The 15,009-nt window shown below is 41.6% G+C and carries 13 protein-coding genes; all 13 read left to right on the top strand.

Going from position 1 to position 15,009, the window contains the following annotated elements; genetic code table 11:
• The first annotated feature begins 21 nt into the window (after positions 1-21).
• From rsmH to ftsA, 13 genes are read left to right on the top strand one after another with little or no spacing between them, the layout of a single operon-like run.
• Complete coding sequence (gene rsmH, locus H5117_RS03930) at positions 22-960, top strand: 16S rRNA (cytosine(1402)-N(4))-methyltransferase RsmH (protein WP_024606338.1); 939 nt, start codon at positions 22-24, stop codon at positions 958-960.
• Positions 957-1,283 (top strand): cell division protein FtsL, encoded by a 327-nt coding sequence (ftsL, locus tag H5117_RS03925; RefSeq protein WP_002957986.1) that lies wholly within the window; start codon positions 957-959, stop codon positions 1,281-1,283. Before rsmH ends, ftsL begins: the two co-directional genes overlap by 4 nt.
• A complete protein-coding gene (locus tag H5117_RS03920; protein ID WP_002957987.1) occupies positions 1,280-3,097 on the top strand; it encodes a peptidoglycan glycosyltransferase FtsI in 1,818 nt (605 codons plus the stop codon). The genes ftsL and H5117_RS03920 overlap by 4 nt, the downstream gene beginning before the upstream one ends.
• The gene (gene murE / locus H5117_RS03915) at positions 3,090-4,568 is read left to right on the top strand and encodes a UDP-N-acetylmuramoyl-L-alanyl-D-glutamate--2,6-diaminopimelate ligase (protein ID WP_182736235.1); all 1,479 of its coding nucleotides are present in this window, start codon (positions 3,090-3,092) and stop codon (positions 4,566-4,568) included. The genes H5117_RS03920 and murE overlap by 8 nt, the downstream gene beginning before the upstream one ends.
• Positions 4,565-5,947, top strand: a complete 1,383-nt coding sequence (gene murF / locus H5117_RS03910; protein ID WP_165743106.1) for a UDP-N-acetylmuramoyl-tripeptide--D-alanyl-D-alanine ligase — start codon at positions 4,565-4,567, stop codon at positions 5,945-5,947. The genes murE and murF overlap by 4 nt, the downstream gene beginning before the upstream one ends.
• On the top strand, positions 5,947-7,029 hold the full coding sequence (gene mraY / locus H5117_RS03905) for a phospho-N-acetylmuramoyl-pentapeptide-transferase (protein ID WP_002957990.1): 1,083 nt from the start codon (positions 5,947-5,949) through the stop codon (positions 7,027-7,029). Before murF ends, mraY begins: the two co-directional genes overlap by 1 nt.
• The gene (gene murD / locus H5117_RS03900) at positions 7,030-8,364 is read left to right on the top strand and encodes a UDP-N-acetylmuramoyl-L-alanine--D-glutamate ligase (protein WP_182736234.1); all 1,335 of its coding nucleotides are present in this window, start codon (positions 7,030-7,032) and stop codon (positions 8,362-8,364) included.
• Positions 8,361-9,536, top strand: coding sequence for a cell division protein FtsW (gene ftsW / locus H5117_RS03895; RefSeq protein ID WP_024606332.1), 1,176 nt, complete (start codon positions 8,361-8,363; stop codon positions 9,534-9,536). The genes murD and ftsW overlap by 4 nt, the downstream gene beginning before the upstream one ends.
• On the top strand, positions 9,533-10,609 hold the full coding sequence (murG, locus tag H5117_RS03890; protein WP_182736233.1) for an undecaprenyldiphospho-muramoylpentapeptide beta-N-acetylglucosaminyltransferase: 1,077 nt from the start codon (positions 9,533-9,535) through the stop codon (positions 10,607-10,609). Before ftsW ends, murG begins: the two co-directional genes overlap by 4 nt.
• Positions 10,610-12,061, top strand: a complete 1,452-nt coding sequence (gene murC, locus H5117_RS03885; RefSeq protein WP_039485322.1) for a UDP-N-acetylmuramate--L-alanine ligase — start codon at positions 10,610-10,612, stop codon at positions 12,059-12,061.
• Entirely contained in the window at positions 12,058-12,978 is a 921-nt protein-coding gene (locus H5117_RS03880) for a D-alanine--D-alanine ligase (RefSeq protein WP_058154153.1), read from the top strand. The genes murC and H5117_RS03880 overlap by 4 nt, the downstream gene beginning before the upstream one ends.
• Before the next feature lies 1 nt (position 12,979).
• Complete coding sequence (locus H5117_RS03875) at positions 12,980-13,765, top strand: cell division protein FtsQ/DivIB (RefSeq protein WP_182736231.1); 786 nt, start codon at positions 12,980-12,982, stop codon at positions 13,763-13,765.
• Complete coding sequence (gene ftsA, locus H5117_RS03870) at positions 13,762-14,994, top strand: cell division protein FtsA (protein WP_182736229.1); 1,233 nt, start codon at positions 13,762-13,764, stop codon at positions 14,992-14,994. Before H5117_RS03875 ends, ftsA begins: the two co-directional genes overlap by 4 nt.
• The last annotated feature ends 15 nt before the right edge of the window (positions 14,995-15,009 follow it).

Genomic DNA, 15,009 nt, shown 5'->3' with positions numbered 1-15,009 from the left:
AAAAAAGGCACACAATAGCTAATGACAGCGCAATTTGAACACGTATCCGTATTAATGGATGAGACCATCGATGCCCTTGCAATTAAGCCAGACGGTATATACATGGATGGTACATTTGGACGTGGTGGCCACTCTGGGCAAATTTTAGCACGCCTTGGTGATGAAGGTCGCCTGCAAGCAATTGACCAAGATCCACAAGCAATACAATCAGCTGAAAAATTTGCTGATGACCCACGTTTTGCAATTGCACATACTCGCTTTTCAAACCTATACGAAGTAGCACAGCAAAACGATCTAATTGGTAAAGTCGATGGCATTTTATTAGACATTGGTGTTTCGTCACCACAATTAGATGACGCTGAGCGTGGCTTTAGTTTTATGAAAGACGGCCCACTCGATATGCGTATGGACCCTACAACAGGTCGCAGTGCAGCACAGTGGTTAGCAGAGGCTGAGTTGGATGATATTACCCACGTAATTAAAAAATTGGGCGAAGAAAAGTTTGGTAAACGCATTGCACACAAAGTACTTGAAGTTCGTGAGCACACGCCAATCACAACTACCAAGCAGCTTGCTGACCTTGTTGATGAAGCTGTACCGGTAAAAGATAAGTTTAAGCACCCTGCAACACGTACTTTTCAGGCGATTCGTATTTATATCAATAGCGAGCTTGAAGAGATTCAAACAGCGCTACAGTCTGCAGTTAAAGTGCTAAAGCCAGGCGGACGTTTAGTGGTGATTTCGTTTCATTCTTTAGAAGACCGTATTGTAAAACAGTTTATTAGAAAACAGAGTAAGGGAGAAGCATTACCCAGAGGTCTGCCTTTAACTGACGCACAAATAAATAAAAATCTGACGTTAAAAGCAGTGGGTAAAGCTATTAAGCCAAGTGCTGCAGAAGTAGAGCGTAATCCACGTTCTCGTAGTTCTGTACTTAGGATTGCACAGAGGTTGGGATGAGTAAAAAAGCGAGCTATCGGCAACCTAATTTATTCTTTGAAATATTAAAAGGCCTAGGAGCTAATAAGCTAACCTCGGCCTTGTTGGTTGTGATATTCGCTTCTAGTTTAGCTGTTGTGCAAACAACCCACTTAGCTCGTGGCCAACTTATACAGCAAGATCAATTATTACAAGAACGCGATGAGCTCGATTTAGAGTGGCGCTACTTACTTGTTGAAGAAGAATTTTATTCGCAACATGCACGCATTGAAGAAGTAGCTACATCACAATTGAAAATGAAAAGACCTACGAGTCAAGATGAGCAGGTAATAATAGTACAATGAGAAATAGAGGCAAAAAACCAGTCACTAATTTAATCACATGGCGCTTTATGCTGGTGTGTGCAGTTGTGTTTATGGTGTTTGTAACACTCGTATCTCGCGCTGCTTATTTACAAGTAATAGAACCTGATAAAGCACGTTCAGAAAGTGACAAACGTACCGTGCGCGTTGAAAAACTACATGTGCAACGCGGGATGATTTTTGACCGTAATGGTAAAGAGTTAGCGGTAAGTGTGCCTGTTGTAAGTGTATATGCTGATCCTAAAGCATTGCACAAGTCGCTAGTCTCTAAAGTAATTAAACAAGCACGTAAAAGCGGCGAAGATCATTTATCTTTAGCTGAAAATACCGCTGAGCTTGATAAGCGTACTGCACTTTATTATAAAAACGATTTACGCTGGCGTGAGCTTGCTGATGTATTGCGCATTGATCCTAAGAAGATTAACTCTCGACTATTAAACGATCCCTCGCGTCGCTTTGTTTATTTAAAGCGCCAAGTTACTCCTGCTGTAGCAAATTATATTGGCGATTTACGCCTACCAGGTATTCATTTACTAGATGAATCTAAACGCTATTACCCCGCCGGTGAGGTTACCGCGCATGTTATTGGTTTTACTAATATAGACGGTAAAGGCATTGAAGGTATTGAAAAGCTATACGAAAACGCTTTAACGGGCGAGGAAGGCCGCCGCACTATACGTAAAGACGCACAAGGGCGTGAAGTAGAAGTGCTTGACGAGCGTGAGCGCGTAGAGCCAGAAAGTATAGAACTAAGTATTGACCAGCGAATTCAAGCTATTGCCTACAAAGCTGTAAAATCAGCTGTACTGACTTACAAAGCCACATCGGGCTCAGCTATGGTAGTTGATGTTAAAACCGGTGAAGTGCTGGCAATGGTAAATAGTCCTTCATTTAATCCAAATAACTTAAGCGATGCTGCACCTCATAAGCGTCGTAATCGCGCAATTACAGATTTGTTTGAACCAGGCTCAACTGTTAAGCCTCTAGCCATTTTAGCTGGGCTAGACTACGGCGCCATTCAGGCAGATGACACGATTGATACCTACCCAGGTTGGATGCGTTTAGGTGGTAGTTTAGTTAGAGATACTCGTAATCACGGCGAACTAACACTGCGCGAAATACTAAAGTACTCCTCAAATATGGGGGTTGCGAAGGTTACTCAGTTAGTGCCTAAAGATTACCTTGTTGGCTTATATCAAAAAGTAGGCTTTGGCAGTGACACCGGTACTGGAATGGTAGGTGAAAGCAGCGGTTTGTTTTATCCAAATCGTCGTTGGTCTGACTTTGAAATTGCCACTTTATCATTTGGTTATGCAATTTCGGTAAGTACTGCGCAAATGGCGCGCTTTTATACCATGTTAGGCGCTGGTGGAGTTAATCGACCACTGACTATTTTAAAGCAAGATAATATACCTGAAGGCGAACGTATTTTTAAACAAAAAGACGTAGAAGCCGTAGTCCACATGATGGAAAGTGTATTTGAAAAAGACGGTACTGCTCGCAACATAAAAGTTGATGGGTATCGTGCTGCCGGTAAAACAGGTACATCTAAAAAAGCCGTAGCAGGTGGTTATGGTGATGAATATGTAGGTTACTTTGCAGGTGTAGCACCGGCAAGTAATCCTCGTTTAGCCGTGGTAGTTATGATTAATGAACCAGGTGGTGATGTGTACTATGGAGGTGCCACCGCTGGCCCTGCATTTGCAGAAATCATCTCTAACGCATTAAGAATATTAAACGTAGCGCCTGACAAGGAAGAGGTTGCGTACGTACAAGGTAAAGATAACGATGCGTGATTTAAAGGATATTTTAAAATACATCGAAATAGATGCGCCCTCGCAACTGGTAAAGCATTTACGCCTTGATAGCCGTGAAGTAACGCCAGGTGATGTATTTGTTGCTATTAAAGGCCATACACTTGATGGCGGACAATTTATTGCTAAAGCAATTGAAAATGGCGCAATAGCTATCATTGCTGACAGATTATGTGAATTTGAAAGCAGTTTTGAGCCACTGTATTTAGTCTCAGAGCTTGATAAAAAGCTTCCAGAATTAGCTAGTCGCTTTTATAGCCAACCAAGTCAGACTCTTGATTTAATTGGTGTAACAGGTACAAATGGTAAATCGACTACCACAGCAATGATTGCCCACTTAGCACAATTTTGTAGTACTGAGTCGGCTATTATAGGCACTTTAGGTTATGGCCATCCTGATAACTTAATTCCACTGATAAACACTACGCCTTCAACAGTTGATTTACAGCATATTTTGAGCGATTTAAATTCGCAGCATAAAAAGCTGGTAGCCATGGAAGTATCATCTCATGGGTTAGTGCAACAACGCGTTGCTAAATGTCAGTTTAAAGCGGCTGTGTTTACTAATCTTTCGCGCGATCACTTAGATTACCATGGTGATATGGCAAGTTACGGTGATGCGAAATTAATGCTTTTCCGTGATTTTGAGCCGCAAGTTGTAGTGCTCAATCAAGATGACTTTCAAGCTGAGCAATGGCTTGAAAAGTATGATTTTAATAACCTAATTTGTTATGGCCGCAAAAACTTAGCTCCTAAGAATGCCCGATACGTTTATTTTTCTGATGTTGAATATTCAAGTGAAGGTATTTCGGCGCAGTTGTCGACAAGTTGGGGTGATATTTCAATTAAATCGCCTCTGTTTGGCGAATTCAACTTATATAACTTAACGGCAGCGCTCGCTACATTACTAGGGCTAGGTTATCCGCTTGAACAACTAGTTGCTGGTTGTGCGCAGTTACAGCCAGTCGCTGGTCGAATGCAAGCTTTTAGTCAAGCTGGCATGCCAACGTGTGTTGTTGATTACGCCCATACACCCGATGCACTTGCACTTGCATTACAAGCATTGCAGTTGCATGTGCCAGGTGGTGTAAGTTGTGTATTTGGTTGCGGTGGCGACAGAGACAAAGGTAAGCGCGCATTAATGGCGCAAGCTGCAGAGCAAAACGCTAATAAAGTGATTATTACCAGCGATAACCCTCGAACAGAAAATCCTGATGACATTATTGCAGATGTAGCAGGCGGTCTAACCCATCCTCAAAATGCACATCTAGAGGCTGATAGAGCAACTGCAATTCGTTTTGCTATAGAAAACGCTACAGCTGATGATGTTATTTTGATTGCAGGTAAAGGCCACGAAGATTATCAAATTATAGGCGATAAGCGCATCGACTTTTGCGATCGCCGCTATGTACAAGAACAACTAAAAAAAGCAGTAAGAGGGATAACACAATGATCCCAATGGATTTTGATTGGTTAGCTAATGTGCTAACAACCGATTATCAAGGTGATAATCAACACGTGCTTAATATAAATACTGATACTCGCACAGTGTGCGATGGCGAAGTGTTTTTAGCACTTAAAGGGCCAAATTTTGATGGCCATAAATTTATAGCTGAGGCTAAACAAAAAGGCGCTATAGGCGTTATTGTTCAGCACAAAGTTGATGTGGATATTCCACAATTTATAGTAAGCGATACACGTATTGCACTAGGTACAATTGGCACCGCTGTTATGGCCCAAGTGGCGCCTAAAACAATTGCAATTACAGGGAGTGTAGGCAAAACCACCGTAAAAGAAATGTGTGCAGCAATTTTGTCGGTTCACGGTGATGTATTAGCTACTAAAGGTAATTTTAACAACGATATTGGCGTCCCTCTTACGTTATTGCGCTTAGAGCCTCAACATCGTTTTGCTGTTATTGAGCTAGGTGCAAATCACTTAGGTGAAATTGCTTACACAACGGCAATGACAAAACCAGATGTGGCCGTTGTATGTAATGTTGCAGCAGCTCACTTGGAAGGTTTTGGTAGCTTAATGGGCGTTGCAAAAGCTAAAGGTGAGATTTTTGATGGCCTAAAAGATGACGGCGTTGCCATTGTTAATTGCGATAGTGAATTTAGCCAGTATTGGTTAGATAAACTTGAAGGGCGTAATGTTAAACGCTTTTCTACAACCGAAAAACTAGACATTTGGGCAGAGAACATCACGCTTGATGCCAATGCACGTGCAAGCTTTACGCTTTGCACTAAAAACAAGCAAGTGCCTGTTACTTTGGCACTACCTGGTAAGCATAATATTAGTAATGCACTTATCGCTGCGGCGCTGACCAGTGAATTTGATGTAACCCTTGAAGAAATAGCCAATGCACTTGCCACAATGGGTGATGTAAAAGGGCGCGTTAATTTAATTGAAGTGTCTGATTTACTTACCGTGGTTGATGACACCTATAATGCCAATGTTAAGTCGGTAAAGGCTGCGATTGACTTGTTAAGTGATATGCAAGGTCACCGCATTTTAGCACTCGGAGATATGGGGGAGCTTGGTGAAGATGCACGTAAGTATCATCAAGAAGTTGGCGAGTATGCACTTGAACAAGGGATTGATGAGTTATTTACATTAGGCGTGTTAAGTAAATACGCAAGTGATGTGTTTGAACTTCCTAATCGCCACTTTTCGAGCCGCGAACAGATGCAGCAAAAAATTCAAGAAAGTATTAATAAAGTGAATAAAAAAACAACAATAGTAGTGAAAGGATCGCGCAGTTCTCGCATGGAATTATTAGTAACCGATTTAGTTAATGGCCAGCAACAAGCCATCAATGGAGTATCATAATGTTAGTTTGGCTGGCAGAGTATTTAACACAGTATTTTAGTGGTTTTCATGTTTTTTCGTATTTAACGCTACGTGCCATTTTAGGTATTTTAACTGCGTTAATTATGTCTCTTTATTTAGGGCCTAAGTTAATTCGTGGTTTGCAACGTATGCAAATAGGTCAAACAGTTCGCGACGATGGTCCGCAATCGCATTTGTCTAAGTCGGGTACACCGACTATGGGTGGCTTACTTATTTTAGCGGCTATTTTTACCAGCACGCTACTTTGGGCCGATTTATCAAATAAATATGTGTGGGCAACACTGTTTGTAATTGGCTCATTAGGTATTGTTGGCTTTGTTGATGATTACCGTAAAGTTATTCGTAAAGACCCAAAAGGTTTAATTGCTAAGTGGAAGTACTTTTGGCAATCGGTCATTGCATTAGTTGTAGCTACTGCTTTGTACTTTACCAGTGCTCAAGCATCTGAGACATCTCTTGTTGTTCCATTTTTTAAAGACGTATTACCACAATTAGGTTTGTTTTATATTGTGCTTACATATTTTGCCATAGTAGGTACATCAAACGCGGTAAACCTGACAGATGGTTTAGATGGCTTGGCGATTGTGCCAATTATTTTGGTGGCTGCAGCATTGGCAATTATTGCTTACTTAACAGGTAATATTAACTTTTCGGCTTACTTACATATTCCACATTTACCGCTAGCGAGTGAGCTTGTGGTTGTGTGTACTGCCATTGTGGGCGCAGGGCTTGGCTTTTTATGGTTTAACACTTACCCAGCACAAGTATTTATGGGCGATGTTGGCTCATTAGCACTTGGTGGCGCATTAGGTATTATTGCTGTTTTAGTACGCCAAGAATTACTGCTTATTATTATGGGCGGTGTATTTGTAATGGAAGCACTATCGGTAATATTACAAGTGGGGTCGTATAAATTGCGCGGACAACGCATTTTTAGAATGGCGCCGATTCATCATCATTATGAATTAAAAGGTTGGCCAGAGCCTCGCGTTATTGTGCGCTTTTGGATTATTTCTGTTGTGCTAGTGCTTGCTGGCTTAGCTACTTTAAAGATTCGATAAATGCAGTATTTAAACGAGATAAAAAACAAACAAATAACAGTGCTCGGACTCGGTGTAACCGGTCTGGGCATTGTGCGTTTTCTATTATCTCATGGCCTCGCCCCCAAGGTCGTTGATAGCCGAGCAACCCCGCCGGGGATTGATTGGTTAAAAGAGCATGCGCCAAATCTAGATACCCACTTTGGTAATTTAGATGACGCTGAGCTTTGTTCAAGCAATATGATTATTATAAGCCCTGGGCTTAGCTTAAAAATACCAGCTGTTGCAAATGCAATTAACGCAGGTGTTGAAGTGATTGGCGACGTTGAGTTATTTGCTCGTATTAATACAAAACCAGTTGTTGCTGTTACGGGCTCTAACGGTAAATCAACCGTGGTTACCCTCGCTTATGAAGTATTAAAAGAAGCCGGCTATAAAGTTGCTTTGGGTGGGAATATTGGCACAGCGGTACTTGATTTACTCAACGATGATTTTGATGTGTATGTACTTGAGTTATCTAGTTTTCAGTTAGATACCACAACGAGTTTAAAACCTGTGAGTGCAACGGTATTAAATGTGTCAGAAGATCACCTTGACCGATACGACAGTTACCAAGCTTATATAGACTCAAAGCTAAGTATTTATGGCGGTGCAGAGCTTATTGTTGTCAATGCAGACGATATTCAAACACATCCAGTTGAGCGCGGTACAACCCCCCTAATCAGCTTTGGTGCTCAACAAGGTGATTACCATTTAGCGCAGCATAATGGCGAAACTCATTTTATGCTTAAAGGCGATGCCTTTTTACCTGTTGATACGCTTGCGGTAGTGGGTAAACACAATTATTTAAATACGCTTGCAGTAATGGCGCTTTTAAGTCCGTTTGAAGTAAGTAAAGATCAATATAAGAACGCGTTAGGTCAATTTAATGGGTTGGCTCATCGCTGCCAATTTGTAGCTGAGCTTAACGGTGTAAAGTATTTTAACGATTCAAAGGCAACGAATGTTGGAGCGACCATTGCTGCAATAGATAGCTTGGCTAGTGATGGTGAAAACCTGATTGTTATTGCAGGTGGCGATGCTAAAGGCGCTGATTTAAACGCACTTAAACCCTACATAGAACAGCATGTAAAAGCATTAATTTGTTTTGGTAAAGATGCAAGTGACTTAGCTGCGATTACCAATAAAAGCTATTTAACTAACAATATGGAAGAAGCCGTTGCTTTGGCCAACGTACTTAGTAGTACAGGCAATATTGTTTTGTTAGCACCTGCATGTGCCAGCATTGATATGTATAACAACTATATGCAGCGCGGTGATGACTTTATTCAATGTGTTATGGCAGGGCAACTATGATTGCTTTTGCCGATATAAGAGATGCATTAACACCAAAACCTTCAGGTCAGTTGTATGATGTACCGCTGCTGTACTGCGTAATTATGTTAATTGGTGTTGGTTTTATCATGGTAACCAGCGCTTCAATGCCGACCGCTGAGCGGTTATTTGATGACCCATACCATATTACTATTCGCCACAGCATGTTTTTGGCAATGTCTTTTGTGCTTTTTTGGATAAGTGTTTGTGTGCCAATGGATTGGTGGAAACGTTCCAACCCTTATTTATTAATACTAGGCATGGTGTTGTTAATAGCGGTATTGATTGTTGGGCGTGAAGTGAATGGTGCTAAACGATGGATACCTATTGGCCCTGTTGGTTTTCAGGTTGCTGAGGCCGCTAAATTATACTTTTTTAGTTATATTGCGGGTTATTTGGTAAGAAAACGCGAAGAAGTACAAGAAAATATTAAAGGCTTTGCAAAGCCAATAGCTGTATTTGCAGTGTATGCGCTGCTTATTTTGCTGCAACCTGATTTAGGCACAGTGGTTGTTATGTTTGTAACAACGGTTGGTTTACTGTTTTTAGCTGGCGCTAAATTATGGCAGTTCTTTGTACTTATTCTAACTGGCGTCGGTTTGGTTGTATTACTGATTATTGTTGAACCATATCGAATGGCGCGTGTTGTCGGCTTTTTAGACCCTTGGGATGATCCTTTTGGTAAAGGTTATCAGTTGGTTCAATCTCTAATGGCTTATAGCCAAGGTGGTTGGTTTGGCCAAGGCTTAGGTAATAGTGTACAAAAATTGCAATATTTACCTGAAGCGCATAACGATTTTATTTTTGCTGTAATAGGTGAAGAACTTGGTTTAATAGGCGTTGTAAGTATTTTAATGGTATTAGCTACTTTAGTATTTAGAGCGTTATTAATAGGCCAACAAGCGCTTAAGTGTGGCAAAGAATACGAAGGCTATTTTTCGTTTGCCATTGGTATTTGGTTTGCATTTCAAACCATGGTGAATGTAGGTGCGAGCGCAGGTATTTTGCCAACTAAGGGTTTAACCCTGCCATTTATTTCTTATGGTGGCTCAAGCTTGTTAATTATGACCATTGCCACGGGCATTTTATTGCGCGTTGATTTTGAAACCAAAATGGCAACCAAACAAGCCACCTCACGTGGAGGCAAGCGATGAGTAAAAAATTAGTAGTAGTGGCTGGTGGAACTGGCGGACACATTTTTCCTGGTATTGCAGTGGCTGATTATTTAAAACAGCAGGGCTGGCAAGTTAGCTGGATTGGCACACCAGATCGAATGGAAGCAAGCGTTGTACCTAAGCATAATATAGATATTGATTTTATTAATGTAAAAGGTGTTCGTGGTAACGGATTAAAACGTCTTATTAAAGCCCCATTCATGGTAGTTAATGCAGTATTGCAAGCGCGTAAGGTATTGAAAGAACAGCGCCCTGATGTAGTACTCGCAATGGGCGGTTATGTTACGGGACCCACGGGAATTGCCGCAAAGAGTTTAGGTATTCCGTTAATTATTCACGAGCAAAACGCTGTAGCGGGTATGAGCAATAAACTGCTAGCTAAGGTGGCTACACGTGTATTAGCAGCATTTCCAAGTGCTTTTGCACAGGGTCAAGCCGAGCTAGTAGGTAACCCAGTTCGCCAAAGCGTTATGAATATAGCCAAACGCGATGTATCAAGCCCTATTAATATTTTAGTAGTGGGCGGCTCGCTCGGTGCACAAGTGCTTAATCAAACATTACCAGAAGCATTTAAAGTACTAAATAATACAGCTCCTATAAGCGTATGGCATCAAACAGGTAAAGGTCATTTATCTACTGTAGAAACAGCTTATAAAATGCATGGCTTTGCGGATGGTAATACAAAAATAGCTGAATTTATTGATGATATGGACGCGGCGTATAGCTGGGCTGATATTGTTGTTTGCCGCGCTGGTGCATTAACTGTTAGCGAAATTGCAGCAGCAGGTAAAATGGCTGTTTTTGTTCCTTTTCCACATGCCGTGGACGACCATCAAACAGCAAACGCACAATATTTAGTGATGGCTAATGGCGCATTATTAATGCGACAAGGGCAGTTTAATAAACAATCAATTGTTGAACTATTAAGCCCATATTTAGCCCAACCTTCATTAATTACTGAAATGGCTACAAATGCAAAAAAACAAGCCATTTTAGATGCCACAGCAAGCGTAGCAACGCACTGTGAGCAAGTAACAAATAAGAGAAAATAAGTGAAAGAAACGTCAGTACAAGAAAAACACACGCGCCCAGCAATGCGCCGAATAGAAACCATTCACTTTATTGGTATTGGTGGAGCCGGTATGGGCGGTATTGCTGAAGTACTCGCTTTTGAAGGCTACCGTATTACAGGTTCTGACATTGCTCATAGCGCTATGACAGATCGCTTAATTAAAGCCGGTGCTGAGGTATTTATTGGCCATCATGAAAATAACGTGAAAGATGCCAATGTAGTGGTTGTTTCAAGCGCGATTGATGAAACAAATCCTGAAATTATTGCAGCTAAAGCCGCAAGAATCCCTGTTGTGCGCCGCGCAGAAATGCTCGCAGAGCTAATGCGTTTTCGCCACGGTATAGCGATTGCGGGAACGCATGGTAAAACAACGACAACAAGCCTAATTGCAAGTATTTATGGACAAGCAGGGCTCGATCCAACTTTTATTATTGGTGGCTTGTTAAATAGCGCAGGTAGTAACGCAAAAGTAGGTAAAAGTGATTTTTTAATAGCAGAAGCTGATGAAAGCGATGCGTCGTTTTTACACTTGCAGCCAATGGTCTCGGTCATCACAAATATTGAAGAAGATCACATGGATACTTATGGCGGCAGTCTTGAAAAAATGAAAGACACGTATGTCGATTTCATTCATAACTTGCCGTTTTATGGTTTAGCTGTTGTATGTATTGACTCTGAAGTTGCAGCTGAGCTTATCCCGCGCTTTGGTCGCCCAGTTATTACGTATGGCGAATCGAAGGATGCTGATTATCGCATGAGCGACTTTAGCCAATCAGCTAATACGTGCACATTTACAGTAACTAACAAGCAAGGTGAGTGTTTAACTGCCACGTTGAATATGCCAGGTAGACACAACGCACTTAATGCAACCGCTGCGATTGCTGTGGCAAAAGATCAAAACATTGCGAATCATGCAATTTTAGAAGCGCTGCAGAAGTTTGAAGGCATTGGCCGTCGTTTTCAGCACTATGGTGAATTTGAAAACGAGCGGGGCAATGTGATGTTAGTTGATGACTACGGGCATCACCCTTCAGAGGTTGCAGCAACAATTGCAGCAGTACGTGAAGGTTGGCCTGATAAGCGTTTAGTAATGGTATATCAACCTCATAGATTTTCTCGTACACGCGACTTATACGAAGATTTTGTAAAAGTACTTGCTGATGTAGATCAGTTGCTATTGCTTGATGTGTATAGCGCTGGTGAAGATCCTATTGTAGGGGCCGACAGCAAAAGCTTATGTCGTAGCCTTCGTCAACGTGGCAAAGAGCCGCTACACGTAGCAACAAATGCTGAGCTTGCAGGTGTTTTGGCCGCAAATTTACAAAACAATGATTTAGTATTAACCCAAGGCGCTGGTAATATAGGTCAGTTAGTTAAAACATTAGCTGCAACGGGTATGTCGATAGAAAAACTTAAGCAAGGTGAAGTATGACTCAGGTAAACACACAATTTGGTAAAGTAGCGGTACTGCTAGGTGGTAACTCAGCAGAGCGTGAAGTGTCTTTACGATCGGGTCAGGCTGTTTTAAATGCGCTGCAAAATAGTGGTATTGATGCAATTGCATTTGACCCACAAAGTCGTTCTTTGTGGGAGTTAAAAGAATTAAATGTAGATCGCGTTTTTATCGCTTTGCATGGCCGTGGTGGCGAAGACGGCACAGTGCAGGGAGCACTTGAATTTATGGACTTGCCTTACACGGGCAGTAATGTACTAGGTTCAGCACTTGCTATGGATAAAGTACGTTGTAAGCACTTATTTAAATCAGCGGGTTTAAGCACTGCACCTTATACCGTAGTTGATGCTAAAAAAGGCTTTGATGCTGCAGCCATTATGGATGAATTTAAAAAGGTCATGGTTAAGCCATCGCATGAAGGTTCAAGCATAGGTATGGCGCAAGCAAGTACAACACAAGAGCTTGAAGATGCACTAGCTAATGCATTTAAGTTTGATAACCAAGTACTTGTAGAGCAGTGGATCACTGGTCGTGAATTTACAATCACGGTGCTTGGCGACGATGTACAACCAGTCATTGAGATGACGACACCTAATGGCTTTTACGATTACCAAGCTAAGTATCAATCAAATACAACCCAGTATCATTGCCCTGCAGATTTATCAGAGCAAGATACTAAGTACTTACAAGCCATATCGCTAGATGCGTTTGATTTAGTGGGTGCAAGTGGTTGGGGTCGTGTTGATGCTATGCAAGACGAGCAAGGGAATTTTTACCTGCTTGAAGTAAATACAGTACCAGGCATGACTGAAAAGTCACTAGTACCGATGGCTGCAAAAGCGAACGGGGCAACTTTTGAGCAATTAGTTGTTCGCATTTTAGAGCAAACGCTTTAATATGCATCCCCTTTTAGAAAAAGCTCAACAACTAAAACAGCAACTTAACTTAAATTGGTCGCTGATTTTTGGAGTGAGTTTTTTTCTGGTTGTGGTTATAGGCTTAGTACAAATAACCACAGTTGTATCTGATTGGTTAGTTGAAAATAAAGATGCTCAAATTAAGCACCTTACAGTGCAAGGACATCCCAAATACACAGATGAAACGGCAATTATAAAAGCAATTAAAAAAGCCGATTTAAGTAGTTTTTTTGAACTTGATGTTAAGCACGTGCAGCAGCTAGTTCAAGACTTGCCTTGGGTTGCTACCGCTTCGGTACGTAAACAATGGCCTGATACTATACAGGTGTATGTAGTTGAACATGAAGTAGTTGCTCACTGGAATAGCGACTTGTTGCTCAACCAAAGTGGCCAAGCATTTCAAGCCAGCAGCGATAAGTTAGATGATAACTTACCGCAGTTATATGGCCCAGAAGGTAGCGAAGAAGAGGCGTGGGTTGCTTTTAAGCAATTTGATGAAATGCTCAGAGTTAATGGTTTAACATTAACAAGTTTGGCATTATCGGAGCGTTTTTCGTGGCAACTTTGGCTAGATAACGGGATTCGCTTAAATTTAGGGCGTAAAGATAAAGCCAAGCGTGTACAACGTTTTATAGACGTTTATCCACGAATGGAACAACGTGCAGATGCACAAGTAGATACAATCGATTTACGGTATGATACCGGCCTTGCAGTAAGCTTTAAGCCAATGCAAGAAGAACAATTACAAAATAAGAGTAAGGCATGACTAAGTCAGCAGAAAGAAACCTAGTAATAGGATTAGACGTTGGCACCTCGAAAGTGGTTGCCACGGTAGGTGAAATCACCGCAGATAACAAGCTCAGCATTGTTGGTGTGGGCAGCCAAGTATCTCATGGTATGGATAAAGGCGGCGTTAACGATTTAAACTTAGTGTCTGAGTCTATTCGACGAGCAATAGACGAGGCCGAGTTAATGGCTGATTGTCGTATAAGCTCTGTGTATTTGGGTATTTCTGGCAAGCATATACAATGCCAAAACGAAAGTGGTGTGGTGGCAATCAATAACACCGAAGTCACTGACGAAGATATTGAAAACGTAATACATATTGCGCGTTCTGTGCCTATTTCAGCAGAGCGTAAAATGCTGCATGCATTGCCGCAAGAATACAGCATCGATATGCAAGAGGGCATTAAAAACCCACTAGGCATGAGCGGCGTTCGTATGGAAGCGCGTGCACATATCATTACGTGCTCAAACGACATGGCAAAAAATATCGAAAAATGTGTAGAACGCTGTGGTCTTGAAGTCGATCAACTTATCTTTACTGCCCTTGCGTCTTGCTATTCTGTACTAACAGATGACGAAAAAGAGCTAGGTGTTGCAGTACTTGATATTGGTGGCGGTACTATGGATATCACCATTTATATTAATGGCGCACTTCGTCACTCTGCCGTTATACCTGTAGCGGGTAACCAAGTTACTGGTGATATTGCAAAAATATTTCGCACACCTATATCACATGCAGAGTCACTCAAAGTACAATACGCATGTGCTAGTAGCCAAATGGCAAGTAGCGAAGACACAATTGAAGTACCAAGTGTAGGCGGGCGACCAGCAAGGTTGATGTCGCGCCATACATTATCTGAGGTGGTAGAGCCTCGTTTTAGAGAATTATTTGAGCTTGCGATGGAAGAAATTCGTCGTTCAGGCTTAGAAGACCAAATTGCGGCAGGTCTCGTTATAACAGGCGGAACTGCTAAAATGACTGGCGCTATGGAAGTGGCAGAAGACATCTTCCAAATGCCAGTAAGAATAGGCAAACCAATCGGGATGGTTGGTTTGACAGACTATGTAGATGATCCTTCGTACGCAACCGCTGTTGGTTTGTTACAATACGGGCGTACCATGCAATCGATGAATGCACAAAAGTCGAAAGTAGAGGATAACAATAATTGGTGGAACCGCATTACTAAATGGTTCCAAGGCGAGTTTTAAGACTCAAGTCGGAGA

This window comes from Pseudoalteromonas sp. SG45-1 (assembly GCF_014164135.1).
GTDB lineage: Bacteria > Pseudomonadota > Gammaproteobacteria > Enterobacterales > Alteromonadaceae > Pseudoalteromonas > Pseudoalteromonas distincta.
The sequence above is the reverse complement of the archived record's forward strand: the minus strand, read 5'-3'. Positions and strand labels throughout refer to the sequence as shown.

What these genes read in the sequence shown, in the direction of transcription:
- H5117_RS03875 (WP_182736231.1), top strand. Translation starts at nt 12,980, where the DNA reads ATGCATCCCCTTTTAGAAAAAGCTCAACAACTAAAACAGCAACTTAAC.
- murG (WP_182736233.1), top strand. Translation starts at nt 9,533, where the DNA reads ATGAGTAAAAAATTAGTAGTAGTGGCTGGTGGAACTGGCGGACACATT.
- H5117_RS03880 (WP_058154153.1), top strand. Translation starts at nt 12,058, where the DNA reads ATGACTCAGGTAAACACACAATTTGGTAAAGTAGCGGTACTGCTAGGT.
- ftsA (WP_182736229.1), top strand. Translation starts at nt 13,762, where the DNA reads ATGACTAAGTCAGCAGAAAGAAACCTAGTAATAGGATTAGACGTTGGC.
- ftsL (WP_002957986.1), top strand. Translation starts at nt 957, where the DNA reads ATGAGTAAAAAAGCGAGCTATCGGCAACCTAATTTATTCTTTGAAATA.
- murF (WP_165743106.1), top strand. Translation starts at nt 4,565, where the DNA reads ATGATCCCAATGGATTTTGATTGGTTAGCTAATGTGCTAACAACCGAT.
- mraY (WP_002957990.1), top strand. Translation starts at nt 5,947, where the DNA reads ATGTTAGTTTGGCTGGCAGAGTATTTAACACAGTATTTTAGTGGTTTT.
- ftsW (WP_024606332.1), top strand. Translation starts at nt 8,361, where the DNA reads ATGATTGCTTTTGCCGATATAAGAGATGCATTAACACCAAAACCTTCA.
- rsmH (WP_024606338.1), top strand. Translation starts at nt 22, where the DNA reads ATGACAGCGCAATTTGAACACGTATCCGTATTAATGGATGAGACCATC.
- murD (WP_182736234.1), top strand. Translation starts at nt 7,030, where the DNA reads ATGCAGTATTTAAACGAGATAAAAAACAAACAAATAACAGTGCTCGGA.
- murE (WP_182736235.1), top strand. Translation starts at nt 3,090, where the DNA reads ATGCGTGATTTAAAGGATATTTTAAAATACATCGAAATAGATGCGCCC.
- H5117_RS03920 (WP_002957987.1), top strand. Translation starts at nt 1,280, where the DNA reads ATGAGAAATAGAGGCAAAAAACCAGTCACTAATTTAATCACATGGCGC.